At 64.8% G+C, this 26,127-nt stretch carries 23 protein-coding genes; 13 read left to right on the top strand and 10 right to left on the bottom strand.

Going from position 1 to position 26,127, the window contains the following annotated elements:
- Position 1 precedes the first annotated feature (1 nt).
- Both AC0YKC_RS03355 and AC0YKC_RS03350 read left to right on the top strand, forming a co-directional pair.
- On the top strand, positions 2-916 hold the full coding sequence (locus AC0YKC_RS03355; protein ID WP_320294362.1) for a haloalkane dehalogenase: 915 nt from the start codon (positions 2-4) through the stop codon (positions 914-916).
- 96 nt (positions 917-1,012) lie between these two features.
- Complete coding sequence (locus tag AC0YKC_RS03350; protein WP_434725044.1) at positions 1,013-2,605, top strand: peptide chain release factor 3; 1,593 nt, start codon at positions 1,013-1,015, stop codon at positions 2,603-2,605.
- 138 nt (positions 2,606-2,743) lie between these two features.
- Here the strand turns inward: AC0YKC_RS03350 and AC0YKC_RS03345 are convergent, their stop codons facing one another.
- Positions 2,744-3,214, bottom strand: a complete 471-nt coding sequence (locus tag AC0YKC_RS03345; RefSeq protein WP_434725045.1) for a VOC family protein — start codon at positions 3,212-3,214, stop codon at positions 2,744-2,746.
- Positions 3,215-3,465: 251 nt separating this feature from the next.
- Here AC0YKC_RS03345 and ilvD point away from each other — a divergent pair, with 251 nt between their 5' ends.
- A complete protein-coding gene (ilvD, locus tag AC0YKC_RS03340) occupies positions 3,466-5,310 on the top strand; it encodes a dihydroxy-acid dehydratase (RefSeq protein ID WP_488510015.1) in 1,845 nt (614 codons plus the stop codon).
- A gap of 167 nt (positions 5,311-5,477) precedes the next feature.
- On the opposite strand, the gene AC0YKC_RS03335 is transcribed toward ilvD, so the two are convergent.
- Positions 5,478-7,232 (bottom strand): ABC transporter ATP-binding protein, encoded by a 1,755-nt coding sequence (locus AC0YKC_RS03335; RefSeq protein WP_488510012.1) that lies wholly within the window; start codon positions 7,230-7,232, stop codon positions 5,478-5,480.
- Positions 7,233-7,408: 176 nt separating this feature from the next.
- On the opposite strand from AC0YKC_RS03335, the gene AC0YKC_RS03330 reads away from it, so the two are divergent.
- On the top strand, positions 7,409-8,689 hold the full coding sequence (locus AC0YKC_RS03330) for an amidohydrolase family protein (protein WP_488510010.1): 1,281 nt from the start codon (positions 7,409-7,411) through the stop codon (positions 8,687-8,689).
- A gap of 307 nt (positions 8,690-8,996) precedes the next feature.
- Positions 8,997-9,920, top strand: coding sequence for a DMT family transporter (locus tag AC0YKC_RS03325; protein WP_320294368.1), 924 nt, complete (start codon positions 8,997-8,999; stop codon positions 9,918-9,920).
- Between the two features lie 3 nt (positions 9,921-9,923).
- On the opposite strand, the gene AC0YKC_RS03320 is transcribed toward AC0YKC_RS03325, so the two are convergent.
- The gene (locus AC0YKC_RS03320) at positions 9,924-10,823 is read right to left on the bottom strand and encodes a phosphotransferase (protein WP_488510007.1); all 900 of its coding nucleotides are present in this window, start codon (positions 10,821-10,823) and stop codon (positions 9,924-9,926) included.
- 98 nt (positions 10,824-10,921) lie between these two features.
- Between AC0YKC_RS03320 and AC0YKC_RS03315 the strand changes: the two genes are divergently transcribed.
- Entirely contained in the window at positions 10,922-11,554 is a 633-nt protein-coding gene (locus tag AC0YKC_RS03315; protein WP_434725049.1) for a class I SAM-dependent DNA methyltransferase, read from the top strand.
- A gap of 15 nt (positions 11,555-11,569) precedes the next feature.
- Here the strand turns inward: AC0YKC_RS03315 and AC0YKC_RS03310 are convergent, their stop codons facing one another.
- Both AC0YKC_RS03310 and AC0YKC_RS03305 read right to left on the bottom strand, forming a co-directional pair.
- Complete coding sequence (locus AC0YKC_RS03310; protein ID WP_488510005.1) at positions 11,570-14,023, bottom strand: GcvT family protein; 2,454 nt, start codon at positions 14,021-14,023, stop codon at positions 11,570-11,572.
- Positions 14,020-14,904, bottom strand: a complete 885-nt coding sequence (locus AC0YKC_RS03305; protein ID WP_488510003.1) for a phosphotransferase — start codon at positions 14,902-14,904, stop codon at positions 14,020-14,022. Before AC0YKC_RS03305 ends, AC0YKC_RS03310 begins: the two co-directional genes overlap by 4 nt.
- A 388-nt stretch (positions 14,905-15,292) precedes the next feature.
- Between AC0YKC_RS03305 and AC0YKC_RS03300 the strand changes: the two genes are divergently transcribed.
- A complete protein-coding gene (locus AC0YKC_RS03300; protein ID WP_488510001.1) occupies positions 15,293-16,057 on the top strand; it encodes a DeoR/GlpR family DNA-binding transcription regulator in 765 nt (254 codons plus the stop codon).
- Positions 16,058-16,277: 220 nt separating this feature from the next.
- Here the strand turns inward: AC0YKC_RS03300 and AC0YKC_RS03295 are convergent, their stop codons facing one another.
- The 4 genes from AC0YKC_RS03295 to AC0YKC_RS03280 form a co-directional block, all read right to left on the bottom strand.
- Complete coding sequence (locus AC0YKC_RS03295; protein WP_434725053.1) at positions 16,278-17,174, bottom strand: NAD(P)/FAD-dependent oxidoreductase; 897 nt, start codon at positions 17,172-17,174, stop codon at positions 16,278-16,280.
- Positions 17,164-17,613, bottom strand: a complete 450-nt coding sequence (locus tag AC0YKC_RS03290) for an RrF2 family transcriptional regulator (RefSeq protein ID WP_320294375.1) — start codon at positions 17,611-17,613, stop codon at positions 17,164-17,166. The genes AC0YKC_RS03295 and AC0YKC_RS03290 overlap by 11 nt, the downstream gene beginning before the upstream one ends.
- A 68-nt stretch (positions 17,614-17,681) precedes the next feature.
- Positions 17,682-19,034 carry a sensor histidine kinase gene (locus AC0YKC_RS03285; protein ID WP_488509998.1) on the bottom strand — a complete coding sequence of 451 codons (1,353 nt, stop codon included), beginning with the start codon at positions 19,032-19,034 and terminating at the stop codon, positions 17,682-17,684.
- Positions 19,031-19,705: a response regulator transcription factor gene (locus tag AC0YKC_RS03280; RefSeq protein ID WP_488509996.1), complete on the bottom strand. Its 675-nt coding sequence runs from the start codon at positions 19,703-19,705 to the stop codon at positions 19,031-19,033. The genes AC0YKC_RS03285 and AC0YKC_RS03280 overlap by 4 nt, the downstream gene beginning before the upstream one ends.
- Before the next feature lie 215 nt (positions 19,706-19,920).
- Here AC0YKC_RS03280 and AC0YKC_RS03275 point away from each other — a divergent pair, with 215 nt between their 5' ends.
- The 3 genes from AC0YKC_RS03275 (at position 19,921) to AC0YKC_RS03265 (ending at position 22,100) form a co-directional block, all read left to right on the top strand.
- The gene (locus AC0YKC_RS03275; RefSeq protein WP_488509994.1) at positions 19,921-20,520 is read left to right on the top strand and encodes a class I SAM-dependent methyltransferase; all 600 of its coding nucleotides are present in this window, start codon (positions 19,921-19,923) and stop codon (positions 20,518-20,520) included.
- Positions 20,517-21,125 (top strand): DedA family protein, encoded by a 609-nt coding sequence (locus AC0YKC_RS03270; protein WP_434725056.1) that lies wholly within the window; start codon positions 20,517-20,519, stop codon positions 21,123-21,125. Before AC0YKC_RS03275 ends, AC0YKC_RS03270 begins: the two co-directional genes overlap by 4 nt.
- Before the next feature lie 69 nt (positions 21,126-21,194).
- Positions 21,195-22,100 (top strand): LysR family transcriptional regulator, encoded by a 906-nt coding sequence (locus AC0YKC_RS03265; protein WP_320294380.1) that lies wholly within the window; start codon positions 21,195-21,197, stop codon positions 22,098-22,100.
- Between the two features lie 6 nt (positions 22,101-22,106).
- On the opposite strand, the gene AC0YKC_RS03260 is transcribed toward AC0YKC_RS03265, so the two are convergent.
- Entirely contained in the window at positions 22,107-22,589 is a 483-nt protein-coding gene (locus AC0YKC_RS03260; RefSeq protein ID WP_488509990.1) for a helix-turn-helix domain-containing protein, read from the bottom strand.
- 75 nt (positions 22,590-22,664) lie between these two features.
- Here AC0YKC_RS03260 and AC0YKC_RS03255 point away from each other — a divergent pair, with 75 nt between their 5' ends.
- The 3 genes from AC0YKC_RS03255 to AC0YKC_RS03245 all read left to right on the top strand — a co-directional run bounded on the left by AC0YKC_RS03255 (position 22,665) and on the right by AC0YKC_RS03245 (position 26,052).
- Complete coding sequence (locus tag AC0YKC_RS03255; RefSeq protein ID WP_320294382.1) at positions 22,665-23,510, top strand: class I SAM-dependent methyltransferase; 846 nt, start codon at positions 22,665-22,667, stop codon at positions 23,508-23,510.
- A 215-nt stretch (positions 23,511-23,725) separates the two neighbouring features.
- Positions 23,726-24,880, top strand: coding sequence for an ABC transporter substrate-binding protein (locus AC0YKC_RS03250; RefSeq protein WP_320294474.1), 1,155 nt, complete (start codon positions 23,726-23,728; stop codon positions 24,878-24,880).
- A 173-nt stretch (positions 24,881-25,053) separates the two neighbouring features.
- Positions 25,054-26,052, top strand: a complete 999-nt coding sequence (locus AC0YKC_RS03245; protein WP_320294383.1) for an ABC transporter ATP-binding protein — start codon at positions 25,054-25,056, stop codon at positions 26,050-26,052.
- The last annotated feature ends 75 nt before the right edge of the window (positions 26,053-26,127 follow it).

Raw genomic sequence — 26,127 nt, 5'->3', positions numbered from 1 at the left:
GATGAATTCGACGACTGATAAACAACCGCTGCGGCGCTCTGAAGTCGCCGTGCTCGATTCCACCATGTCTTATTTGGAGGCCGGGACGACCGGACCGACAGTGCTGTTCCTGCACGGCAATCCGACCTCCTCCTACATATGGCGCAACATCATACCGCATGTCGCGCCGTTCGGTCGCTGCATCGCGCCAGATCTGATCGGTTATGGCCAGTCGGGCAAGCCCGATATCGACTATAGGTTCTTCGATCAGGTCCGCTATCTCGACGCCTTCATCGAGGCACTCGACCTCAAGGAGTTGGTGATCGTCGCCCAGGACTGGGGCACGGCGCTGGCCTTCCATTTTGCGGCGCGGCGGCCACGGCGTGTCCTCGGCCTTGCTTTCATGGAATTCATCCGGCCCTTCGAGCGCTGGGAGGATTTCCACCAGCGTCCGCAGGCGCGCGAGCTGTTCAAGGCGTTGCGCACCCCTGGTGCCGGCGAGAAGCTGGTGCTGGAGGACAATGTCTTTGTCGAAAAGATCCTGCCTGCTTCCGTCCTGCGCAAGATGAGCGAGGAGGAGATGGATGCTTACCGGGCGCCGTTCCCGACCCCGCAGTCGCGCAAGCCGGCCCTGCGCTTGCCGCGGGAACTGCCGATCGAGAACCAGCCAGCGGATGTCGCCGCGATCAGCGCGCATGACCACCGGGCGCTGCGGCTCTCCTCATACCCAAAGCTGCTGTTCGCCGGCGATCCAGGCGCTCTGATTTCGGCCCAGGCGGCAATGGAATTCGCGGCGGGACTGAAGAACTGCCGCTTCATCGATCTGGGGCCGGGCGCCCATTATCTGCAGGAAGACCACCCCGATGCGATCGGCAAGGCCATTGCCGGCTGGCTGCCTCAGATTGCCGTGGCGGAGAGCGCAGCCGAACTCGCTTGAGCCGAAGCGGCAGGCACGAGGCGTGCCCACCCATGTCGACAGGCCGGCGCCACACTGGTAGAAGCGCCGCCTGTCACACGGAACGCCTTAAAAGAAATGCCTGAAACGATACCTGAAGAGGTTGCGCGCCGCCGCACTTTCGCGATCATCGCGCACCCTGACGCCGGCAAGACCACGCTCACCGAAAAGCTGCTGCTGTTCGGCGGCGCCATTCAGCTCGCCGGCGAGGTCAAGGCCAAGAAGGACCGCATCCAGACGCGGTCCGACTGGATGAAGATCGAGCGCGAACGCGGTATCTCGGTCGTCACCTCGGTGATGACCTTCGAATATGGCGACAACGTCTTCAACCTGCTCGACACGCCCGGCCACGAGGATTTCGCCGACGACACCTACCGCACGCTGTCGGCGGTGGATTCTGCCGTCATGGTCATTGACGCCGCCAAGGGCATCGAGCCGCGCACGCTGAAACTGTTCGAGGTCTGCCGCCTGCGCGACATCCCGATCATCACCTTCGTCAACAAGATGGACCGCGAGAGCCGCGATCCGTTCGAGATCCTCGACGAGATCGAGCAGAAGCTGGCGCTGGACACCGCGCCCGTCACTTGGCCGATCGGCCGCGGCAGGACCTTTTCGGGCACCTACCACCTGGCCCAGAACGCGGTGCGCCGCGGCGACGACGAGAAGGAGCGCACGCCGGTCAACGGCCCCGATTCCAACCGCGTCGCCGGGCTTTTGCCGGATAACGAGCGCGAAGCCTTCATCGAGGAACTGGAACTCGCGCGGGAAGCCTGCCGTCCGCTCGACGTGGAAGCGTTTCGCGAGGGCCACCTGACGCCGGTCTATTTCGGCTCGGCGCTGCGCAATTACGGCGTGCGCGACCTGATCGAGGCGCTCGGCGCCTACGGCCCGCCGCCGCGCGCCCAGGAAGCCGATGAGCGTACGGTCGAGGCGACGGAGGACAAGATGACTTCCTTCGTCTTCAAGATACAGGCCAACATGGACCCCAACCACCGCGACCGTATCGCTTTCGTCCGCGTTTGTTCGGGCAAGCTGGAGCGCGGCATGAAGGCCAAGCTGGTGCGCACCGGCAAGCCGATGAGCCTGTCCGCGCCGCAGTTCTTCTTCGCCCGCACCCGCGTCACCGCCGATGAGGCGTTCGCCGGCGACGTCGTCGGCATTCCCAACCACGGCACGCTGCGCATCGGCGACACGCTGACCGAGGGCGAAGAGATCCTGTTCCGCGGCGTGCCGAATTTCGCTCCGGAAATCCTGCGCCGCGTGCGCCTCGGCGACGCTATGAAGGCCAAGAAGCTCAAGGAAGCGCTGCACCAGATGGCCGAGGAAGGCGTCGTTCAGCTGTTCTCGCCGGAAGACGGCTCGCCGGCCATCGTCGGCGTCGTCGGCGCGCTGCAACTCGACGTGCTCAAGGAGCGGCTGAACATCGAATACACGCTGCCGGTCGACTTCGAGATGTCGCGCTTTTCCGTCTGCCGCTGGATCGCGGCCGATGACAAGGCCGAAGTGCAGCGCTTCATCGAGGCCCATCGCGGCGACATCGCCCGCGACCTCGACAATGATCCGGTCTTCCTCGCCCAGCACGCCTTCTCGCTGAATTACGAAGCCGAGCGCTGGAAAGCGATCCGCTTCACCGCGGTGAAGGACTATCAGGTGCGTGATAAGGCTGCGTGATTCTGGTGAATGGTGAGTAGTGAATAGTGAATAGTGAATAGTAGGTAGTTGGTAGTTGGTAGGGAAAGGTCAGCTAATCTTCACCACCATTCACCATTCACCATTCACCATTCACCATTCACTACTCACTACCTATGCTCACCCCTTCGCCGCCGCCTCGAGCTTGTCGATCTCGATCTTGCCCATCTTCATCATGGCGTCCATCACGCGCCCGGCCTTGGCCCGGTCCGGATCCTGGAGCAGCCGGGGCAGCTGCTCCGGCACCACTTGCCACGAAACGCCGAATTTGTCCTTCAGCCAGCCGCACGGTCCGGGCTCGCCGCCGCCTTCGGTAAGCCGTGTCCAGAAATGATCGACCTCGGCTTGCGTCTTGCAGTCGATCGACAGCGAGATCGCTTCGGTGAACTTGTACTGCGGCCCGCCGTTCAGCGCCTGGAACGGCACGCCGTCCAACTCGAACGTGGTCACCAGCACTTTACCCTCGTCAGCGTGGCCTTTTGGCCAGCGCATGACGCTCAGTACCCTCGAATTCTTGAAGATGGAGGTGTAATGGTTCATCGCCTCTTCGGCCTGGCCGTCGAACCACAGGCAGGTGGTGATCTTTTGCATGCGTCTTCCTCCGAATGCTTCTTTTTTGCGGTTAAGGTCAAACGGCTGACTGCGTAAATGGTGCCGTCCCGTCTGCCCAAGGACGGCTATGCGGCCCGCGACCCGACACAGGCCTGCGGTTTTTTCGTAAGAATCTGGCGCAGTGCAAAATGGTGGTCATGCCGGGCCGTGATCGCTATAACCGCTGCCGACCAAAATTTAAGCGCCGCCCGCCGCGCATCGGCGCGGCCAGCCAAGCCAAGGACAATCCAATGCCTGCCTATCGTTCCCGCACCACCACCCATGGCCGCAACATGGCCGGCGCCCGCGGCCTGTGGCGCGCCACGGGCATGAAGGACAGTGATTTCGGCAAGCCGATCATCGCGGTGGTCAATTCCTTCACCCAGTTCGTGCCGGGCCACGTGCATCTGAAGGACCTCGGCCAGCTCGTGGCGCGCGAGATCGAGAAGGCCGGCGGCGTTGCCAAGGAGTTCAACACCATCGCCGTCGACGACGGCATCGCCATGGGTCACGACGGCATGCTCTATTCGCTGCCGTCGCGCGAGCTGATCGCCGATTCCGTCGAATACATGGTCAATGCCCATTGCGTCGACGCCACGGTCTGCATCTCCAACTGCGACAAGATCACCCCCGGCATGCTGATGGCCAGCTTGCGTCTCAACATCCCGACCGTCTTCGTCTCCGGCGGACCGATGGAGGCCGGTAAGGTGGTGCTGGCCGGCAAGTCGCAGGCGCTCGACCTGGTCGACGCCATGGTCGCGGCAGCCGACGACAAGATCTCCGACGAAGACGTCAAGGTCATCGAGCGCTCGGCTTGCCCGACCTGCGGCTCCTGCTCCGGCATGTTCACCGCCAATTCGATGAACTGCCTCACGGAAGCGCTGGGCCTGTCGCTGCCCGGCAACGGCTCGACGCTTGCCACCCATGCCGACCGCAAGCGCCTGTTCGTCGAGGCCGGCCATCTCGTCGTCGATCTCGCCCAGCGCTATTACGAGCAGAACGACGAAACGGCGCTGCCGCGCAGCATCGCCTCCAAGGGCGCTTTCGAGAACGCCATGGCGCTCGACATCGCCATGGGCGGCTCGACCAACACGGTGCTGCACATCCTTGCCGCCGCGCATGAGGGCGAGGTCGATTTCACCATGGAGGACATCGATAGGCTGTCGCGCAAAGTGCCGGTGCTGTGCAAGGTGGCGCCGGCCAAGTCTGACGTCCACATGGAGGATGTCCATCGCGCCGGCGGCATCATGGCGATCCTCGGCCAGCTCGACCATGCCGGCCTGATCAACCGCGACCTGCCGACGGTGCATACCGCCACGCTCGGCGAAGCGCTCGACCATTGGGATATTTCGCGCACCTCCGCCGAGAACGTCCGTGACTTCTTCCGCGCCGCTCCCGGCGGCGTGCCGACGCAGGTTGCCTTCAGCCAGGACCGCCGCTGGGATGATCTCGACACCGACCGGGAGAAGGGCGTCATCCGCTCGGCCAAGACGCCGTTCTCCAAGGATGGCGGCCTCGCGGTGCTCAAGGGCAATCTGGCGCTCGACGGCTGCATCGTGAAGACCGCCGGCGTCGACGAGTCGATCCTGAAATTCACCGGCCCGGCCCGCGTCTTCGAAAGCCAGGACGCATCCGTCAAGGCGATCCTCGGCAACGAGATCAAGGCCGGCGACATCGTCGTCATCCGCTATGAGGGCCCGCGCGGCGGCCCCGGCATGCAGGAGATGCTCTACCCGACCAGCTATCTGAAGTCGAAGGGCCTCGGCAAAGCCTGCGCCCTGATCACCGACGGCCGCTTCTCGGGCGGCACCTCCGGCCTGTCGATCGGACATGCCTCGCCCGAAGCCGCCGAAGGCGGCGCGATCGGCCTGGTCCAGGAAGGCGACACGATCGAGATCGACATCCCCAACCGCACGATCCGCCTGGCGGTCAGCGACGCCGAGCTCGAAGCTCGCCGGGCTGCGATGAACGCCAAGGGCGCCGACGCCTGGAAGCCGGCCGAAAAGCGCAAGCGCAAGGTGACGACGGCGCTGCGCGCCTACGCTGCCTTCGCCACCAGCGCCGACAAGGGCGCGGTCAGGAAAGTGCCGGAGTGAGAGATCTTCCCTTCTCCCCTTGTGGGAGAAGGTGGATCGGCGCGATAGCGCCGAGACGGATGAGGGGTGCTCCAGCGGAGCGAGGCGCCGGCATTCCCTGGAACACCCCTCATCCGTCGCCTTCGGCGACACCTTCTCCCGCAAGGGGAGAAGGAGAGGCGCCGCCGTCACGGCATCAGCTGATATTCGTAAAGCTTCTGGTAGAGCCCGCCCTGCTTGAGCAAGGTCTTGTGCGGGCCGCTTTCCACCACCTTGCCCTTTTCCAGCACCACGATGGTGTCGGCCTGGTGCACGGTGGAAAGCCGGTGTGCGATCACGATGGTCGTGCGCCCGACGGTAAGCTGCTGCAGCGCGTCGCGGAACAACGCTTCAGATTCCGCGTCGAGCGCGCTGGTCGCCTCGTCGAGCAGCAGGATCTCGGCGTTGCGCAGCATGGCGCGCGCGATCGAGATGCGCTGGCGCTGGCCGCCGGACAAAAGCGAGCCGTTCTCGCCGACCTCCGTGTCGTAGCCCTTGGCCATGGCGCTGATGAACTCATGCGCGTTGGCGGCCTTGGCGGCGGCGATCACCTCCTCATCCGTCGCGCCCTCGCGGCCGAGGCGGATATTGTGCATGACCGTGCCGGCAAACAGGAACGTATCCTGGCTGACATAGGCGATCTTCTGCCTGAGCGAATCGAGCGTCGCGTACGAGATGTCCTGGTCGTCGAACATCACCTTGCCGGTCTGCGGGTCGTACATGCGCATGATCAGGTTGAGGATTGTCGACTTGCCGCTGCCCGACGGCCCGACCAGCGCCGTCATCTTGCCGGCCTCGAGCGTCAGGTCGAACCCTTCGAACACCGGCGCGCTTTCCGGATAGGCGAAGCTGACATCGTCGAAGCGGATTTCGCCCGGGCCGGGTTGCAGCGGCGTGGCGCCGGGCTTCTCGGCGAGCGTCAGCGGCCGGTCGGCGAGTTGGAACATCATGCGCACGCCGACGATGCCGGTCTCGAGCGAGATGCGTACCCGGGCGAGCCGCTTTGCCGGCTCATAAGCGAGCAGCAGCGACGCGATGAAGGCCATGATATTGCCCGGCATCTGCCCGCCCTGCAGCACCAGGAACCCGCTGACAAAGACCGCGCCGGCGATTGCCAGGCCGGCAATGGTTTCCATCACCGGGCTGGTGGCCGCCTCCAGCGTGGCGATGTTGTTGGCGCGGTTCTCGACGTCGGAGACGGCCTGGTACATGCGTTTGCGCATCGCGCCTTCAAGGTTGAAGGATTTGACAACGCGTACACCGATCGCCGTTTCCTGCATGACATGAACGATCTGCCCAAGCGAGCGGAACTCCATGGCAGCGATGCTGCGGACCCGCTTCAGGATGCGGTTGACGCCGTAGATCGCCACCGGCCCGACGGCGAAGCAGATCAGCGACAGCGCCGGCTGTTGCCAGATCATGACCCCGACCAGGACGACCAGCGTCACCAGGTCGCGCACATAGGACGTGACGACAAGATCGAGCACGCCGCGCGCGGCCTGCGCGTTGTTGGTCATGCGGGCGATCAGGTCGGCCGATGAGGTCGAATGATAGAATTCGATGCCTTGCGCCAGGATGCGATCGTAGATCTTGCGTTGCCGGTCGGCGATGATGGCGTTGCCGACACGGCTCATGCAATAGGCCTGCACGAACGTTGCGAAGCCCTTGAGCAGGAAGATCCCCGCGACGCCCGCCGCGATCATGTTGACGCGGTCGAGCCTCTTGAAGACGACGAATTCGTTGGTGATCTCGCGCAGGATCCAGGCGCTGGCGCCGGTCATGGCGGCCACCACGAGCATCGAAGCTATGGCGGCGGCATAGCCGAACTTGTGCTCATGGAAGGACTCCCTCACCAGCCTTGCGATGAGGCGCTGGTTTTCCGTCGAGCGGAAGAAGCGAAACAACGGCCGATCCTGTGTCTGGCTGCGAGAAATTCGGATTCGCCACGAGGGCGAGAGGCGGCTTATAGAGCGAGTTGCGGCGCGATGGAACCTTTCGGCTGCCGAGGAAAGAAAAGGCTGCGCCAGCCTGTCTTTTCGGCCACGATGATTTGCCGATTCTTGGGAAAGGGTGACGACGGATGGATTTCGACCTCATCGTGCGCGGCGGCACGCTGCCGGACGGCAGGATTGCCGATATCGGCATTGCCGGCGAAACCATCCGGGCGATCGAGCAGAAACTGCCGGGCACCGCGTCGACCGAGGTCGACGCCCGCGGCAATCTGGTCGCGCCGCCCTTCGTCGATCCGCATTTCCACATGGACGCCACGCTCTCCTACGGCATCCCGCGCATCAACGCGTCAGGCACGCTGCTCGAAGGCATTGCGCTCTGGGGCGAGTTGAAGCCGCTTCTGACGCATGAAGCGGTGCGCGAGCGCGCTCTCGCCTATTGCGACTGGGCGGTGTCTATGGGCCTGCTCGCCATCCGCAGCCATGTCGACGTCTGCGACGACCGGCTGCTCGCGGCGGAAGCGCTGCTCGACGTGAAGAAAACCGTCGCGCCCTATATCGACCTGCAACTGGTCGCGTTTCCGCAGGACGGCCTCTATCGCTCGCCGACAGCGCTGAAGAACACCATCAGCGCGCTCGACATGGGCGTCGACATCGTCGGCGGCATCCCGCATTTCGAGCGCACCATGGCCGACGGCACGCGCTCGGTCACGGAGCTTTGCGAGATCGCCGCCAAGCGCGGCCTGATGGTCGACATGCATTGCGACGAGACCGACGATCCGCTGTCGCGCCATATCGAGCAACTGGCCTATGAAACGCAGCGCCTCGGCTTGCAGGGCAGGGTGGCCGGCTCGCATCTCACCTCCATGCATTCGATGGACAATTATTACGTCTCGAAGCTTTTGCCGCTCATCGCCGAGGCCGGCGTGTCGGCAATCCCCAATCCGCTGATCAACATCATGCTGCAGGGGCGCCACGACACTTTCCCGAAGCGGCGCGGCCTGACCCGGGTCAAGGAGATGCAGGCGCTCGGCATCCGCGTCGGCTGGGGCCAGGATTGCGTGCTTGACCCCTGGTATTCGCTGGGCACGGCCGACATGCTCGACGTCGCCTTCATGGGCCTGCATGTCGCGCAGATGTCGAGCCCGGCCGACATGGCGCGCTGCTTCGACATGGTGACCAACGTCAACGCCGCCATCATGGGCCTGGATCATCTGGGTCTCGCCGTCGGCAAGCGGGCGAGCCTCGTCGTGCTCGATGCCGGCAATGCGATCGAAGCCGTTCGCCTGCGCCCCGAACGCCTCTGCGTCATCGCCAGGGGCAAGGTCGTGGCTGAGCGGACCAGGCAGGAAACGCGGCTGTCGATCGCCGGCCGGCCGGAGAGCGTCAACCGCAGGCATAAAACAGCGTAGGTCTCTGCGTCCGGTTTGACCCGTCGCACTAGCGGCGGAACGCTCGTGACTTCGTCATTCTATGGCGGAGCAAGGAGCGAAGCGACGCAGCGCAGACCATAGAATCCATGCCATTACCTCCAAGCGTCGCAGCGGTGCAGAAAAGCCCTGCGCCGCCTCTGCCCTTCGCGCGAGGTCACGACATGGATCCTCGGGTCTGCGCGTCCGCTTCGCTTCCGCTCCGCCCGTGGATGACGAAGTTCCGGCGCCCGGCGCTGGTCTTATGATTTTCCCTCGTCAAACTGGCCGCTTGCGGCTACGGAGCGGCATGGCTCAGACCATCGCCCGCAATTTCACGATCAGGAACATGTTGCTCGCCGGCATTCTGTTGATGCTGGCCGGCGACTTCATGTTCGCGTTGAACGACGCCATGGGCAAATGGCTGGTCGCTTCCTTCTCCGTCGGACAGGTGGTGCTCATCCGCTCGATCGGCGCCTTCATCGTGCTGGGTCCGATGATCGCCAACCAGGGCACGGCCAGGCTGTTTCATATGGACCGGCCGCTCTTGCAGTTCCTGCGCGTCGTGGCCACCACCACCGATACCGGGCTTTTCTACGCTGCGGTCGTCTATTTGCCGCTGGCCGACGTGATGAGCTTCTACATGGCCGGGCCGATCTATGTCGCGGCGCTGTCCCACCTCCTGCTTGGCGAAAAGGTCGGCTGGCGCCGTTGGCTGGCGATCCTGGTCGGCTTCTGCGGCGTGCTGATCATCCTGAAGCCGTCCTCGGCGGCTTTCTCGCTGTCTTCGGCCTTCGCGCTGGTCGGCAGCATCGCCTTCGGCTTCGCCATCATCCTCGGCCGTCTCCTGCGCGGCACCAGCGACACCACACTGGTTACCTGGCAGACGATCGGCACGCTGGTTGTCGGCGGCCTGCTCACCATCGGCGCCTGGAATACGCCGTCGGCGCTCGATTTCGGGGCCATGCTGTTGCTCGGCGTCGTCTCTTGCGCCGCCCATCTGATGATCACAAGGGCGCTGAAACTGGCGCCGGCCTCGACGCTGGCGCCGCTCCACTACACCCTGCTTCTGTGGGCTGTGGTCTTCGGCTTCGTGTTCTTCGGCGATGTCCCGGGGCCACGTATTCTGGTGGGCGCGGCCATCGTCGTGCTTGCCGGCATATTCATCTTCCATCGCCAGAAGGTGGTGGAAACCGTGGTGCCGCCTGAGAACGTGCCGAAGGGCGTGAATTAAGCACTAGCCCAGGCGCACAGCCGCGAGATGACGCGAAAATTCCGCCGTCTCCATCAGCGCCTTGCAGCGCGCGAAGCGGCCGTCGGCATAGGCGCGGAAATCGTCGGCCGGATTGTCGTTGGCGAGCTGTATCAGCCCCCAGAGCGTCCATAAGAGGTCGCACATCGCCTTGTAGATGACGATCCGCCCACGCTCGGCCGGCCGCGCCTCGCCGCCGAAATAGGCGTGCATCAACTCCTCGTCCTGGCCCGCGTCGAACTTGCCCTCGACCGAAAGGTCGCCGAGATCCCACAGCGGATCGTTCATCCCGGAATACTCCCAGTCGACGATCCACATCCGATCGCCGGTATCGAGGAAATTCTCGCTCAGCGGATCGCAATGGCAGGCGGCGAGCGGGATGGCGTGCGCGGCAAGCGCCGCGCGCACCGCGCCTGCCTCGCGCACCACGTCGTGATAGCCGGCGGGCAGCGCCACATGCTTGGTCGACAAAACCTTGAGATAGTCGTCGATCATTGCAAACAGCTCGAAGCGGAAGGGAAACACCGCGCCGGAAGCATGCAGCTTGCGGAAAGCCTCGCCCGCGCGGGCGGGGCTCCCTTTGCGCGTTCTGAACGTCTCGGGCGACATCGTCTCGGCGCCGGCGATAAAGCGCGTCGCCATCAGGCCGGATGCCGGATCGGCATAGAGCACTTCGGGACTGACGCCGGCCCTGGCCGCCTCGCGCGCCGCCACCGCCTCGTTGGCGCGGTTGATATATTCTTGCGTGCCTTTGCCGGGAATGCGCAGGCACGCTTCGCCGGCCCTGTAGACCATGTTGGTCAGGCCACCCAAACGCTGCAGCGGTCCGTCATAGCCCGCCAGCGCCGGAATCGTCGCCAGCGCCGCGCGCAGCTCGTCGGTCATGTCGCGCCCCCTTCACGCCATTGTTCTGTTCGGACGGTTCCACAGTTTTAACGGCTTGGCTATGATCCTCCGCACATGAATCGGCTTCGGGAGCGACAATGACGGACGGCAAGCACAGCGGCTCGCTAAGCGCGGCCTATGCGGCGAAGCGACCAGAGGAAGTGGCCGCGATCTATGACAGCTGGTCAGAGACCTATGACGCCGACATGTCGGCCGCCGGCTATCGCCACCCGACGATCTGCCTGGCGCTGCTGGCCCGGCATCTGCCGCGCGGCGCCGAACCCTTGCTCGATGCCGGCGCCGGCACCGGCCTGATCGGCGAATGGCTGGCCATCACCGGCTATCCGAGGGTGGAGGCGCTCGACATCTCGCAAGGCATGCTGGACAAGGCAGGCGCCAAGGGCGTCTACGCGGCGCTGCATCGCCTGGCGATGGGCGACGCTTTGCCCTTCGCCGACGGCGCCTATGCCGGCATTATTTCGGCGGGCGTCTTCACCTCGGGCCATGTCGGGGTCGAGGGACTGGACGAACTGATCCGCATCTGCCGTCCAGGCGGCGTCATCGTTCTGACCGTCAAGAACACGCTGTGGCAGGCCGGCTTCGCCGAGCGCATCGCCGGGCTCGAAGCCCAGGGCAGGTTGAAGCGCGTCGAGGAAACGGCGCCCTATGCCTCGATGCCGGGCGAAACCGATACCGTGCCGAGCAGGGGGCTTGTGTTGCGCGTCAGCTGATCCGCTCTGCGCGGATCAGGCCTTTATCCTTGCTCCGGCCGGGTCATACATCGGCTCGATATGGATTTTTGCCTGCGCGCGCTCCATCGCCACCACCAGCTCATAGTCGCCCGAGGCAAGAAAATCGTCACTGATGCCGTCGGCGTTGCGCACATAGCCGTAGCCGATGTTCTTCTCCACCGTGTAGCCGTAGCCGCCGCTGGTGAGGTAGCCGACCGGCTCGCCATTGCGCAGGATCGTCTCGCGGCCGAGCAGCACGATCGCCGGGTCGTCCACCGTGAAGCCGGCAAAGCGTTTCGTCGGCGGCTTGCCGGCTGCTGTCTCCAGCGCCCTGCGGCCGACGAAATCGGTGTTCTTGCGAAGCTTCACCGCCCAGCCGAGCCCCGCCTCCAGCGGCGTGTCGTTCGGCGTGATGTCGGAGCCCCAGGCGCGATAGCCTTTCTCCAGTCGCAGCGATTCCAGCGCCCGGTAGCCGACCGGGCGAATGTCATGCGCCTTGCCCGCCGCCATCAGCGCATCGAAAACCTCGCCGGTGGCGGCGATCGGCACATGCAGTTCCCAGCCGAGCTCGCCGACATAGGTGACGCGCAACGCCTTGACGGTATGGCCGGCAATCTGGATTTCACGCGCATGGCCGAAGGGGAAGGCGGCGTTCGAGACGTCGGCATCGGTCACTGCAGCCAGCACGTCGCGGGCGAGGGGTCCCATTAGCGACTGCGTGCCGTACTCCTCCGTGACGTCCTTCAGCCTCGTGTCGAGGCCGGAGCCGATATGATCGCTTATCCAGGACAGGTCATGCGTGCGGAAGCCGGTGCCGGTGACGATGTAGAACCGGTCCTCGCCGAGCCGCGACACGGTGAGGTCGGCCTCGATGCCGCCGCGCGTGTTGAGAAGCTGCGTGTAGGTCAGCCGCCCAACCGGCTTGTTGACGTCGTTGGCGCAGATCCAGTCGAGCGCCTTCAGCGCGTCGGCGCCGGTCAGCTCGTATTTGGCGAAGGAGGACTGGTCGAAGATGCCGACCTTCTCGCGCACATGCCGGTGCTCGTCGCCGACCGGGCCGAACCAGTTCTGGCGGCCCATCGAATAGACGTCCTCGGCGGCCGTGCCGTCCGGCGCGAACCAGTTCGGCCGTTCCCAGCCCAGCTTGGAGCCGAACACGGCGCGGTGCGTCTTCAGCCGCTCATAGAGCGGCGAGACGATGCGCGGCCGTCCGGTCAGATATTCCTCATGCGGGAAGCCGATCGTGTAGTGCTTGCCATAGGCTTCCAGCGTGCGGTCGCGGACCCAGTCGCGGTCGCGGTGCAGGCTTGAAAAACGCCTTATGTCGACCACCCACAGGTCGAGAGGCGCCTCGCCGTCGACCACCCATTGCGCCAGCACCCAGCCGGCGCCGCCGCCCGACGCGATGCCGAAGGCGTTGAAGCCGGCGCCGACGAACATGTTGGCGCATTCGGGCGCGACGCCGAGGATGAAATTGCCGTCCGGCGTGAAACTCTCCGACCCGTTGATCATCTGCTTGACGCCGGCGGTCTGCAGGGCCGGAACGCGCGCGATCGCCTGGGTCATATGCTGTTCGAAATGATCGTAGTCGTCGTCGAACAGGCGGAATTCCCAGTCGTTGGGGACGTCGCCCCCGGGAAGCCCGGTTGCCCAGGCCTGCGGGTTGGGCTCATAGCCGCCCATCACCAGCCCGCCGACCTCTTCCTTGAAATAGGTGCGGCGGTCGGGGTCGCGGATCGTCGGCGCGTCGTTAGCCAGCCCCTCGATCTTCTCGGTGATGATGTACTGGTGCTTGACCGGCTGCAGCGGCACGTTGATGCCGGCCATCGCGCCGACCTGCCTTGCCCATTGTCCGGCGCAGTTCACCACCTTGTCGCAGGCGATGTCGCCTTTCGAAGTCTTCACCGCCGCGATGCGGCCGTCCTTCATCGTGAAGCCGGTGACGCGCACGTCCTCGAACAGTTTCGCGCCATGCATGCGCGCGCCCTTGGCGAGCGACTGGGCGATGTCGGAGGGGCTTGCCTGCCCGTCGGTGGGCAGCCACGAGGCGCCGACCAGGTCGCCGGTATCCATCAGCGGCCACATGCGCTTCACTTCCGCCGGCGACAAAAGCTGCATATCCATGCCGAAGCTTTTGGCTGTCGTCGCCAGCCGCTTGAACTCGGTCCAGCGGTCGGCGTTGGTCGCCAGCCGCAGACAGCCGGTCATCTTCCAACCGGTCGCCAGGCCCGTCTCTGCCTGCAGCCCCTTATAGAGCTCGACCGAATATTTGAGCACGCGCGTGATCGAGGCCGAGGAGCGCAACTGCCCGACCAGGCCGGCGGCGTGCCAGGTCGATCCCGAGGTCAGCTTGCCCTGCTCGAGCAGCACCACGTCCGCCTTGTGGTCGCGCGCCAGGTGATAGGCGGTGGAGCAGCCGATGATACCGCCGCCGATGACGACGATTTCTGCATGGCTGGGCAAGGTCATGGTTTGGTCCCGTATTTCGTCCGGTAGTTCTCCAGCGCCGCGTCGAGCCGGACGAGGTTCTCCTCGGTATAGGCGACATAGTCGATACCGGGCGCGTCGAGATAGAGCTCGGACACCATGCTCCACATCGCTTCGCGCAGCAGCGAGGCGCATTGCATGGCGGCATGCGAGCGGCGGATTTCGCCGTCCGGCTCCTTCATGAAATAGGCGGTCATGAAGGCGAAGGATTCGTCGTCACTCATGCCGGCATTGGACGCGACCCCGGCGAGGTCGAACATCGCCGTGTTGAAGCCGGCATATTCGAAGTCGATCAGCCACAGCCGCTTGCCGTCGTCGAGAATATTGGCCGGCAAAAGATCGTTGTGACCGAAGACGATCGGCAACAGTTTCTGCGCCCGCTCGAGCTCGTCGGCCAGGGACAGATAGCGCGGCAGCTCGCTCTTCTTGCGGCTGCCGCCTTCGTCCAGCGTGCGCGCATAGTCGCGGATGACGTGGAACACCCAGAACATGAAGCCGGCGCCGGAGACGTGGTTCGGCATCTCGCGATGAAAGCCGCGCAGCAGCGCCGCCACGCGGCCGAGATTGGCGCGCACATCCTCTCCCAGGAAAGTCTTGGCGCCGAGAAATTCCGTCACCAGGATGCCGGGCTCGGAATAATGCACGGCTGGCGCGAAGCCCGCCGCATACGCCGCCCGCGCCGTCATCACCTCGCGCTCGCGAAAGACGTGGTGGAACGGGAAGTCCTGGCCGAAGCGCACGACATGCCGCCCGGCTGCATCCATGACGACAAAATTGGCGTTGCTGAGGCCGCCCGGCAGCGGCTCGATCTCAATGCTGCCGTTCCAGCACGGCAGGGCGCGGATGCGGTCTTCGGCGCTCACGGCTTCGCTCCAGCCTCAGCCGGTCGCGCGGAAAGCGAGGATGGGAGAATATAAAAAAGCCTCGTCGGTGCGAGACGCCAGGATCGGTATCCCGCACCGCACCGACGAGCCCCTTGGCCAGGCATGGTATCCCGGCATCCGCCCCCGCGGATTCGATAAAAGCTCTCGCCTGGCTGTCTCCAGGCGATCTGGTCACTAGGTTGCGGCTCTGCCATCACCCTCCCGTTAGCAGTTCCGAGCCTGTCACTTGCAACCACTCTCATGCCGGTGTGGCGGAACTGTCAATCAAAAGCTGTGACCTTTTTTGGGTGTTTTGCCCGAAAATATAAGCAACTCCTTTCAAAGCGTTGTCAAAGCCTTAAATTCGGGCAAAAGCCCGGACATCCACATGATCCATTCGAAACGGCATGGCGAAATCCTGCGGCTCCTCAACGAGGAGGGCACGATCACCATAGCCAGCCTTGCCGAACGTCTCGGCGTCTCGCTGGAAACGGTGCGGCGCGACGTCAAGCCGCTCGCCGATGACGGGTCCGTGCTGAAGATGCATGGCGCCGTGGGCCTTGCCTCGATGGTGGGCGAGGCGCCGTTCGAGCGGCGCATGCGCGAGAATGCCGAAGCCAAGCGCCTGATCGCCAGGATGGTCGCGGCCACGATCCGCGATGGCGAGGCGATCATGCTCGATACCGGCACGACCACGTCCTTCCTCGCGCGAGAGCTGCTCGGCCACCGCCGGCTGACGGTGGTCACCAATTCCTCCGACATTGCCCGCACCCTGGCGACGGTGAACGGCAACAAGGTCTATATGGCCGGCGGTGAGTTGCGCAGCGATTCCGGCGCGGCTTTCGGCATTACGGCGATCGAGTTCGTCAGCCGCTTTTCGGTCGATCATGCGGTGATCTCGATCGGCGCGGTCGATGCCTCTGCCGGCCTCACCGACTACGAGCTGGAGGAGGCGGAGTTCGCCCGCATGGTGCTGTCGCGCGGCCAGCGTTCGCTGGTCGTCACCGACCATACCAAGTTCGGCCGACAGGGGCTGGTCCGGGTCTGCGGCTTCGACGGCTTTTCCGAGCTCGCCACCGACCAGTCGCCGCCGCCCGACATAGCCGCCGCGCTGAGCCAGGCCGGCGCGCGTTTGACCATTGCGACGGCCTGATCTCGCCCGGACTAGGTGTATTGAGATTCGGGTCAGGCCGAGACGAAAATGACGGCTTCCGAGAACCGGCCTACGCCGGCCGTAGCCTTCATGGAGCGAAGACCCTTATGAGGGCTTCGGCCGGCGAAGGCCGGAGCGGAGCGTACTTTTAAGTGCGTGAGCACCGGAAGCGCAGGAAGCCGCCATTTGCAGGCCGGCATCACCTGAATGTCAACACACCCTAACCGAACACCAGCGACTGATGCGCCGCAACCCCGGCCATCGCACCGCCGGACACCGCGAAGGCGATGTTGTGCATCATGCGCGCGGCATCGCCGGCTGCGAACACACCTGGCACCGATGTCTGCTGTTTGTCGTCCACGACGATCGCCCGGCCGAGCGGGCCTTCGTTGAAGGCGCAGCCCAGCTGCTCGGCGAGCGGACTTGCCATTTCGTTGCGCGGCGCGGTGAACAGCGCCCGCACGCTCGCGCTGCGATTACCCTCGAACCTGATGAGCAGGCCGTCGGAGCCGTCGTCCAGCACTTCGCTCACCTTGTCAGGCTCGAACCGTATGTTGCGCTTCTCCAGGGCCCGCGCCTGGTCCGCGTCCGGTTCGAACAAGCCGTCGGCGAACAGCGTGACGTCGCCCCAGTCGGAAATCAGTTCGGCCTGGTGCAGCGACATCGGTCCGGTCGCCAGCACGCCGAGCGGCCCGCCGGCCACCTCGTAACCGTGGCAATAGGGGCAATGCAGTACCGTCTTGCCCCACTGCCCGACCAGTCCGGGGACGTCCGGCAGGATGTCCCGGACGCCGGTGGCGAGCACCAGCCGCGTCGCGCCGAAACCCTCGCCATTGTCCATCTCGACCTCGAAGCCGGTGCCCGTGACGGCGGCCCGCTCGGCGCAGCCGTCGATCACCTTGACGGTGGGATAGGCAAGCAGCTGTGCCCTGGCCTCGTCGAGAATGTCCGACGGCGCCCGCCCGTCCTGACCGAAGAAGCCATGGGAGTGTTCGGCGAAGCGATTCCGCGGCTGTCCGGCATCGATCACCAGCACCTTGCGGCGCCCCCGCGCCGCATACATGGCGGCGGACAGGCCGGCAAAGCTGCCGCCGACGATGATCACATCATACTGCATGGCTGGATACTCCAATCAGGTCATAACGGCGGCGGAAGTCGGCCGTCAGATCGGCCAGCGTGATATGGCTGAGCCGCTCAGTGAGCAGCCTTTCCGCCTCCAGGCGAAAGTCGTCGAGCACGGCGATCACCGCCTGCTCGACCAGGCATCCGGGACTTTCCGGCTCGGTGCTGAACGGCAAAAGCGTTTCGCCCAGCGCCGCGCTGATCTCGGCCAGCGAAATCTTGTCCGGCGCGCGGCCGAGCTGCCAGCCGCCGCCATGGCCGCGCGACGAGGTGACGATGCCGGCCTCGCGCAGCCCGGCGATGGTGCGGCGCACCACCACCGGGTTGGTGTGGATGAAGCCGGCAAGCTCTTCGGAGGTCAGCGCCCGGTCGGGCGCATCGGCCATATGGACGAGGATGTGCAGGGTCGAGGACAGTCGGCTGTTGCGTTTCATGTAACTTAGTTAGTTACGAATCATTCCGCTGTCAAATCCCGTTCGACTCCAAGGCAATCGGCCGGATATCAGGCCGGGAAGATCATCCGGAAACAGGCGCCGCCCGCCTTGCCGTCGAGCACCTCGACCTTGCCGCCATGCAGCTGCATCAGGTCGCGAACCAGGTTGAGGCCGAGGCCGGCGCCATGGTCCTGCGGATGCAAGCGGTAGAAGGGCTCGAAGATGCGCTCGCGTTCGGATGCCGGCACACCGCCGCCTTCGTCGAGCACTTCGATTATCGCGGGCGGGCGTATGCGGATGGTGATGTGGCCGGCCTTGCCGCCGTGGTCGATCGCATTCTGGACGAGATTGGTCACGGCGCGTTCGATCGCCGTGCGGTCGCCGCGCACGATGAGCTTTTCCCTGGCTGGCTCAAACGACATTTCGTAGCCGGCGGCGAAAGCCATCGGCGCGAGGTCGACCACGACGGTGCGTGCAAGGGTGACGAGGTCGACCGGTCCGAAATGCTCGGCCTGGCGGTCGAGCCGTTGCAGGTCGAGCAACTGGTCGGCAAGGGTCGACAGCCTTGCGGCATCCTGCAGCAGCCTGGCGCGCTCCGGCGTTGCCGGCAACGACGCAAGCCGCGTGTTGAGAATGGCGACCGGCGTTCTGAGCTCATGCGCGGCGTCGGTCAGGAAGCGCTTGTGCCGCTCATAGCCAGCGTCGAGTCTGGACAGCGCCGCGTTCACGGCGTCGACCAGCGGCGCGACTTCCTTCGGCACGCCATCCAGCGGCAGTTGCACGCCGCGCTTGTCGATGTCGATCTGGCCTGCCGCGGTGGCCGCGCGCCCGAGGCCGGAAAGCGCGCCGCGCACCACCCAGGGAGTCGCAAACAGCGTCGCCAGCGCCATCAGCCCGGCCAGCGGCAAGATCCCTTGCATGAAGAGCGCTGGCGCCTGCCCGAGAACGCGCAGCAGCGAGAGCCCGCCCTTGGTGCCGCTCATGATCTGGACATTGCCGGCCGCGGTGTCGGTCCAGCGTATCTTTCCGCCGGGCGGGGCGGCCTCGCCCATCGCAAGGTCGATGCGGGCATCGCTGATATTGTCCAGCAGCCCGACGAAAGGCTGGTAGGCAACCGGCACGGTGCCTTCCTGAAGCCGGTGCCCTTGCTTGTCTCGGATGATGAACCAGAGGTCCGGGACATCCGAACGCAGCCTAGCCAGACCGGAATTTTCCTTCAGCACCAGCGCGCCATTGGCGTCGCGCGCCACTGCATCCGCCAGCACGTCCATCGTGCCGTCCTCATAGTCGTGCGGAATGATGCCGGTGGCGAGCATTGCGCCGATGATGCCGGCGATGATCAATGTCAGCATCACGCATTGCAGGACGGCGATGCGCAGCACCAGGCTCCATTTCAGCGAACGCGGCCGGCTGAGACTCATGTGATCTCGCGTAGCAGGTAGCCGACGCCGCGAATGCCGTTGATGACGACTCCGCCATCGGCCTCGGCAAGCTTGCGGCGCAGCCGCGAGACATGGGTATCGAGCGCGTTGGACTGGATCTCGTCGTCCAGCCCGAAGACGGCCTCCATCAGGGCCTCGCGCTGCACCATGCGCCCCGTTCGCCGCATCAGCGCCTCCAGCACCAGCAATTCGCGCCGCGGCAGGGTTAGCGGCTCGCCGCGGATCGAGGCCTCGCGATGGCCGACATCGAGCGAAAGATGGCCTGCGCGGATGGTCTGCGTCTCGATCGCCGCCGGGCGCCTCAGCAATGCCCTGAGCCGCGCCAGCAATTCCTGGAAGGCGAAGGGCTTGGCCAGGTAGTCGTCGGCGCCCATGTCGAGCCCGTCGACCTTGTCGCCGGTGTCGCCCCGGGCCGTCAGCATCAGCACTGGCGTCATGTTCCTTGCGGCACGAAGCTTAGGCACCAGCGTCAGCCCGTCGCCGTCGGGCAGTTGCCGGTCGAGCAGGATCGCGTCGTAGCCGTCGACGGCGACGAACCCTTCCGCTTCAAGCAGCGAGCCGGCATGGTCGACGACCATGTCGTGCCGCTTCAGCGCCGCCCGCAGCGCCGAAACCATTTCCGGCTCGTCCTCGACCAGCAGGATACGCATTCAAGACCTCTTGCAGTCCCACTTCTTACAATCCATCGCCGGCCGGCTATCGCGCCAAGATTGCGCAAACATGGCGCCAGTTCTCGCCGACGGCGCCAGCCTTTTCTTTCGTGAGGCTCCGCCATGCGCAATGTCCATGCAATTCGCTACCCGCAAACAGCACCTCGTCGAATGCCGGGCGGTCTCGAATCGCCCACGCAAGCAATGAGGTCAACATGCCTGCAAGTGATGCTTTGTCTTTCCTGATGGCCTGGACGCTGGCGCCGTTCCGCATGGGTTCGGTCACGCCCTCCAGCCCGAGCCTGGCGGCGCTGATGACGCGCGAGATCGGTCCCGACACAGGTCCGGTGCTGGAACTCGGGCCGGGCACCGGACCCTTCACGCGTGCCTTGCTGCAGCGCGGCGTCCGCGAGAGCGACCTGACACTGGTCGAGTCCGATCCGGATTTCGCCTCGCTGCTTAATCGCCGCTTCCCGGCGGCGCGCATCATCGAGATGGATGCGGTCGGCCTGCGCCATCTGCCGCTGTTCGATGGCCCTGTCGTCGGCGCGGTGGTCAGCGGATTGCCGTTTCGTCTGATATCGCCGCGCAAGTCGTCCGCGATCCTGGAAGGCGTCTTTGCCAGTCTTCGGCCGGGTGCCGCACTTTACCAGTTTACCTTTGGCCGCCGCTGCCCTTTCGATCAGTCGGTCCTCGAAAGGCTCGACCTCGAGGCGGTTCGGATCGGCGGCACCTTCCGCAACTTTCCGCCGGCGACGGTCTATCGCGTTTCCAGGATCAAGAGCCTGAACACCTATGACTGGCGCTTCGCATGACCGATCTCCTGTCGGCGGTGTTGGGGCTAGGCCTGCTCGGCGCCGCCTGCCTCGCTTTCACCGAAAAGATCCTGCCCGCGCCGCCGTCGCATGTGCTGCTGCTCTTTCTCGGCATGACCAGGGCGCCTGATCTTGCGGCGCTCGGCGCCTTGCTGGCGGTGACGACGCTGGCTTCAACGGCTGGTTGCCTGTTCTGGTTTGCTCTGGGCGCCCGGCTCGGGCCGGCGCGCGCCGACGCCCTGGTCGGGCGCTTCGGCCGCTACATGTTCCTGCGCCAGGAAACCTATCTGCGTTTCTCCGGCGCCTACCGCCGCAACCACATGCGGGCCTCGCTGCTGGCGCAGTTCGTGCCGACGGTGCGGAATTATCTGCCGATCGCCGCCGGCGCGCTGCGCCTGCCGGCCTTGCCCTTCGCTTTGGCCACCTTGCTTGGCGCGATGCTGTGGAATGCCGGCTTCCTTCTTGCCGGCTATGCGATGCGCGACAGCGTCCACGATCTGCCCACGGTGGCGTTTCGCATCATGGCCGTCGTGCTCGCGCTGGAAGTCGCGTTCCTCATTGCGCTGCGCTCCCACTGGCGCCGCGTCGAAGCCGCGAGGGGCTAGAAATTGCCGGCGTGAACAAGCCGGCTGCGCCGGCTTTCTTTCCCGCGCACGCCGGTGTTTAGTCCGGCCATGGCTTTCACCATCCGCCAATTGCAGTTCTTCGTCGCTGTCGCCGAGCAGGGCACTGTCTCGGGCGCCGCGCAGAACCTGTCGATTTCGCAATCCTCGGTCACCGAGGCGATCAAGGAATTGGAGAGCGATCTCGGGGTCGAACTCTTCGAGCGCCATCCGCGCGGGTTGAACATCACCCACAAGGGCCACCAGTTCCTGCGCCACGCGACCAAGATCCTGGCCGATGTCTCCGATGCACGCCGTTCCTTTTCGAGCGAGCAGGCCGCGGCGGGCGGCCGGCTTCAGCTCGGCGTCACTTCGCTGGTCGCCGGTTATGTCCTGTCCGACCTGCTCGCCCGCTACCGCCGCGCCTATCCGGGCGTCGAGGTTTCGGCCATCGAGGACAATGGCGACTATCTCGAGCACCTTCTGGTCGGCGGCAAGCTCGATATCGCCGTCATGGTGACCTCCAACCTGCGCGACCGCACCGCGCTGCAGTCGGAAATCCTCGAAGTCTCTGCCTACAGGTTATGGATCCCGCTCAGCCACAGGCTCGCCAGCGCCGACATCATCTCGATCGGCGACATCGCGTCCGAGCCGCTGATCATGCTCACTGTCGACGAGATTGAGGAGAACACCGGCAAGCTGCTGTCGGCGATCGGTGCGAGACCCCATGTCGCCTTCCGCACGCGATCGGTGGAAGCGGTGCGCAGCCTGGTCGCCACCGGCGCCGGCGTGGCGCTGCTGCCCGACCTCGTCTACCGGCCGTGGTCGCTGGAAGGCGACCGCATCGAATCGCGCGACGTTTCCGGCTCGCTGCCGGTGGTTCAGGTCGGCACGGTCTGGCGTCGCGGCTCCGGCCTGCCGCAGGCCGCGCGCGATTTCATCGGCCTCGCGCAGTCGCAGCGTATGGTCCGCCGTTAATGGGGCCTACTCCAGGCTGACCTGGCCAGTCTTGCGCTTGCGCCTTGTTGCGGGAACCGCCTCCGCCTTGAACGGACCGATCGGAGTAACCTCGAAGCGGCCGGCGCCGGCCAGCCTGACGGCGCGCCGGAAGGTCGGACACTCCATGGGTCGGGCGGCCGGACATCGGGCAGCGTGCCGCAAAGCCTCTCGCGTCGCGGTCAGGCGCTGGACGGACCGGTCCAGTTCGTCGGCTTTGGCATCCAGCCGCCGTCGATCCATTTTCGTTAGACCGTCGGGCGTCAGCATCGAGGAAATCTCGTCCAGCGCGAATCCACCTGCGCGTCCAAGCGCGATCAAGGCGAGTCGTTCCAGGACGGCCGGGTCGAACAAGCGTCGCAGGCCGCGACGACCGATCGAGGCGATGAGGCCCTTCTCCTCGTAGTAGCGAAGTGTCGAGGCGGGCACGCCGGTGCGGCGCGACACTTCGGCAATGTCCATATCTTTCATACTTGACCTCAAGTCGGCTTGAACTCGTAGAGTGCTCGCGACGATCGGCGCGAGCAACAGAAAGCGAGGTCCGTTATGCCGCAATCCGCGCAGCCAAACACACAGCAAGCCGCTCTATGGAACGACGCCAGCGGAAAGGCCTGGGTCGAGATGCAGCCGATCCTCGACGGGGTACTGGCGCCCTTCGAGCGCCTGGTGGTGGATGCCGGCTATCCCGGGGAAGGGAGTAATGTCCTGGACATCGGCTGCGGCGCCGGCGCTACGACGCTGGCGATGGCGCGCCGAATCGGGGACGGCGGACGTTGCGTCGGGCTCGACATCTCGCAGCCTCTTGTCACGCTGGCGGCGGAGCGCGCACGGGCGGACAAGGTGGCAAACGCAAGTTTTGAAGTGGGTGATGCCCAGGCATATGCGTTCGAATCTGGCCACTTCGATGCTGTTGTCTCGCGCTTCGGTGTGATGTTCTTCGAGGATCCGGTGGCCGCGTTCACCAACATAAGGCAGGCTGCAAGGCGCGGTGGCAAACTCGCCTTTGTCGCTTGGCGCAGTCCGGTCGAGAATGATTTCATGACGACCGCGGCGCGAGCGGCCGCGCCTTTCCTGCCGCCCGCACCCGCGCCCGACCCCGAAGCCCCGGGGCAGTTTGCCTTTGCCGACGGCGCCAGGGTGAAGCGGATCCTTGAAGCAAGCGGCTGGTCATCGATCAAAGTCGAGCAGGTGGACGTCCAGTGCCGGATCACCGAAGCCAATCTGATGAAATATGCCACGCGGCTGGGGCCGGTAGGCGCCGCGCTCCGCGAGGTCGACCAGGCAACGGCCGAAAAAATCATCACGGTCTTGCCCGCCGCATTCGCGCCTTTCGTGGTGGCCGGTGAGGCTCGCTTCAATGCCGCCTGCTGGCTGGCGACGGCGCTGGCTTGAAGAGCGGTTTGCCATCGGAAAAACCGATATCGGCTTTCTGATAAATGAATTTGCGAAACCGGATTTTTCACAGCACTTTTCGCTCAGGGAACAAAGCCGCGTCCTGAGAGCGCTGCCGTCGGAGCATGAAGCTCCGACCCTTTGTAGGTTGCGCATGATCCTTTCCGAAAACCGAACTGGTTTTCGGGGTCATGCGCCAAAATGGGAGATCGATGATGAATGCATTCCTGAAGTCGTGCACGGCGCTGACTGTCGCGCTGACTTTTTCCGGTCAGGCCATCGCCCAGGTCAAGGAACTCGGCAAGGGCGAGGGCGAGGTCAACATCGTTGCCTGGCCGGGCTATATCGAGCGCGGCGAGACCGACAAGGGCTATGATTGGGTGACGGCTTTCGAGAAGGAGAGCGGCTGCAAGGTCAACGTCAAGACCGCCAACACCTCGGACGAGATGGTCTCGCTGATGAACGAGGGCGGCTTCGATCTGGTCACCGCTTCAGGCGATGCTTCGCTGCGCCTCGTCGCCGGCAAGCGCGTCCAGCCGATCAACACCGACCTGATCCCGAGCTGGAAGAGTGTCGACGACCGGCTGAAGGACGCGCCATGGTTCACCGTCGACAAGGTGCATTACGGCGTTCCCTACCAATGGGGTCCGAACATCCTGATGTACAACACCGAAGTCTTCAAGGAAGCGCCCAAGAGCTGGAATGTCGTCTTCGAGGAAATGAAGCTGCCCGACGGCAAATCGAACAAGGGCCGCGTCCAGGCCTATGACGGCCCGATACACATCGCCGACGCCGCCAACTATCTGATGTTCCACAAGCCGGAACTCGGCATCAAGGACCCCTACGAGCTCAACGAGGACCAGTACAAGGCGGCGCTCGCTCTCCTGCGCACCCAGCGCACGCTGGTCGGCCGCTACTGGCATGACGCTGCGATCCAGGTCGACGACTTCCAGAACGAGGGCGTGGTCGCTTCCGGCTCCTGGCCCTATCAGGTCAACACGCTGGTCGCCGCCAAGAAGCCGGTCGCCTCGACCGTGCCGGAAGAGGGCGTCACCGGTTGGGCCGACACCACCATGATGGAAGCCGACGCCGCCCATCCGAACTGCGCCTATATGTGGCTCGAGCATTCGCTGTCGCCGAAGGTCCAGGGCGACGTCTCGGCCTGGTTCGGCTCGCTGCCGGTCGTGCCCGCCGCCTGCAAGGGCAACGAGCTGCTCGGCGACGAAGGCTGCAAGACCAACGGCTACGAGAATTTCGACAAGATCAAGTTCTGGAAGACGCCGGTGTCGAAATGCGCCAGCCAGAACGACCAGTGCGTGCCCTATTACCGCTGGGTGTCGGACTATATCGGCGTCATCGGCGGGCGTTAGCGCTCTTACCCTCCCCCTTTGTGGGGGAGGGTCGACGCAAAGCGTCGGGGTGGGGGCAGTCTGATAGGTTCGCGCTATCACCCCCACCCGCGGCTTCGCCGCGACCTCCCCCATCGAGGGGAAGGTAGGGCGCCGTGCATCCCTTCTAAACCGGCAACGAAACAAATCGACCCATGACCTCCGCCGTTTCCTTCAAACAAGTCTCGCGCCATTTCGGCAGCGTGCGCGCCGTCGACGCCGTGGATCTGGAGATCGCGCCGGGCGAGTTCTTCGCCATGCTCGGGCCTTCCGGGTCCGGCAAGACGACCTGCCTCAGGCTGATCGCCGGCTTCGAGCAGCCGACGGCAGGCTCGATCTCCATCTTCGGCGAGCGCGCCGAAGGCGTTCCGCCCTACCGCCGCAATGTCAACACCGTCTTCCAGGACTACGCGCTGTTCCCGCATCTGAACGTGCTCGACAATGTCGCCTACGGCCTGATGGTCAAGGGTGTCGGCAAGGCCGAGCGGCTCAAGGCGGCGGAGGAGGCGCTGTCGCTGGTGCGCCTGCCGGGCTATGGCGTGCGCCGCCCCGGCCAGCTTTCCGGCGGCCAGCGCCAGCGCGTCGCGCTTGCCCGTGCGCTCGTCAACCAGCCCAAGGTGCTTTTGCTCGACGAGCCACTCGGCGCGCTTGACCTCAAGCTGCGCGAGAACATGCAGGAGGAGTTGAAGTCTCTGCAGAAGGCGCTCGGCATCACCTTCGTCTTCGTCACCCACGACCAGGGCGAGGCGCTTTCCATGGCCGATCGCGTCGCCGTGTTCAATGACGGCAGGATCATGCAGATCGGCACGCCGGAAGACATCTACCAGCGCCCGAACACACGCTTCGTCGCCGATTTCGTTGGCTCGTCCAACGTGCTGCCGCCGGATTTCGTCCAGCGCTACTCCGGCCAGCATCGCTGGGGAAGCCTGCGCCCGGAATCCATACGCGTTTCAAGCGCAACCAGCGGCGACGGCGTCGCCGCGCGCCTCGTCGGCACCAACTACCTTGGCGCCACCACGAGGCTGGCGCTCGATGCCGATGGGTTGAGGCTGCATGCGGTAGTGCCGGCCGGAACAGCGCTGCCGGCTGAGGGCGGGGCGGTCATGCTGACCTTCAACCGCGACAGCCTGCATCTGATGGACGAGCCGGCATGATGAAGGTTTGCGCGAGGCGCCCCCCTCTGTCCTGCCGGACATCTCCCCCTCTAGGGGGGAGATTGGCTGTCCCTT

It is taken from the genome of Mesorhizobium sp. CNPSo 4661, assembly GCF_057784215.1.
This window is presented reverse-complemented; position numbering and strand designations above follow the sequence as displayed.

Coding starts and splice junctions, on each gene's coding strand:
- AC0YKC_RS03310 (WP_488510005.1), bottom strand. CDS start 14,023: ATGACCTTGCCCAGCCATGCAGAAATCGTCGTCATCGGCGGCGGTATC.
- AC0YKC_RS03245 (WP_320294383.1), top strand. CDS start 25,054: ATGACCTCCGCCGTTTCCTTCAAACAAGTCTCGCGCCATTTCGGCAGC.
- AC0YKC_RS03260 (WP_488509990.1), bottom strand. CDS start 22,589: ATGAAAGATATGGACATTGCCGAAGTGTCGCGCCGCACCGGCGTGCCC.
- AC0YKC_RS03315 (WP_434725049.1), top strand. CDS start 10,922: ATGACGGACGGCAAGCACAGCGGCTCGCTAAGCGCGGCCTATGCGGCG.
- AC0YKC_RS03295 (WP_434725053.1), bottom strand. CDS start 17,174: ATGCAGTATGATGTGATCATCGTCGGCGGCAGCTTTGCCGGCCTGTCC.
- AC0YKC_RS03290 (WP_320294375.1), bottom strand. CDS start 17,613: ATGAAACGCAACAGCCGACTGTCCTCGACCCTGCACATCCTCGTCCAT.
- AC0YKC_RS03350 (WP_434725044.1), top strand. CDS start 1,013: ATGCCTGAAACGATACCTGAAGAGGTTGCGCGCCGCCGCACTTTCGCG.
- AC0YKC_RS03275 (WP_488509994.1), top strand. CDS start 19,921: ATGCCTGCAAGTGATGCTTTGTCTTTCCTGATGGCCTGGACGCTGGCG.
- AC0YKC_RS03265 (WP_320294380.1), top strand. CDS start 21,195: ATGGCTTTCACCATCCGCCAATTGCAGTTCTTCGTCGCTGTCGCCGAG.
- AC0YKC_RS03300 (WP_488510001.1), top strand. CDS start 15,293: ATGATCCATTCGAAACGGCATGGCGAAATCCTGCGGCTCCTCAACGAG.
- AC0YKC_RS03355 (WP_320294362.1), top strand. CDS start 2: ATGAATTCGACGACTGATAAACAACCGCTGCGGCGCTCTGAAGTCGCC.
- AC0YKC_RS03330 (WP_488510010.1), top strand. CDS start 7,409: ATGGATTTCGACCTCATCGTGCGCGGCGGCACGCTGCCGGACGGCAGG.
- AC0YKC_RS03280 (WP_488509996.1), bottom strand. CDS start 19,705: ATGCGTATCCTGCTGGTCGAGGACGAGCCGGAAATGGTTTCGGCGCTG.
- AC0YKC_RS03320 (WP_488510007.1), bottom strand. CDS start 10,823: ATGACCGACGAGCTGCGCGCGGCGCTGGCGACGATTCCGGCGCTGGCG.
- AC0YKC_RS03250 (WP_320294474.1), top strand. CDS start 23,726: ATGAATGCATTCCTGAAGTCGTGCACGGCGCTGACTGTCGCGCTGACT.
- AC0YKC_RS03345 (WP_434725045.1), bottom strand. CDS start 3,214: ATGCAAAAGATCACCACCTGCCTGTGGTTCGACGGCCAGGCCGAAGAG.
- AC0YKC_RS03325 (WP_320294368.1), top strand. CDS start 8,997: ATGGCTCAGACCATCGCCCGCAATTTCACGATCAGGAACATGTTGCTC.
- ilvD (WP_488510015.1), top strand. CDS start 3,466: ATGCCTGCCTATCGTTCCCGCACCACCACCCATGGCCGCAACATGGCC.
- AC0YKC_RS03270 (WP_434725056.1), top strand. CDS start 20,517: ATGACCGATCTCCTGTCGGCGGTGTTGGGGCTAGGCCTGCTCGGCGCC.
- AC0YKC_RS03255 (WP_320294382.1), top strand. CDS start 22,665: ATGCCGCAATCCGCGCAGCCAAACACACAGCAAGCCGCTCTATGGAAC.
- AC0YKC_RS03285 (WP_488509998.1), bottom strand. CDS start 19,034: ATGAGTCTCAGCCGGCCGCGTTCGCTGAAATGGAGCCTGGTGCTGCGC.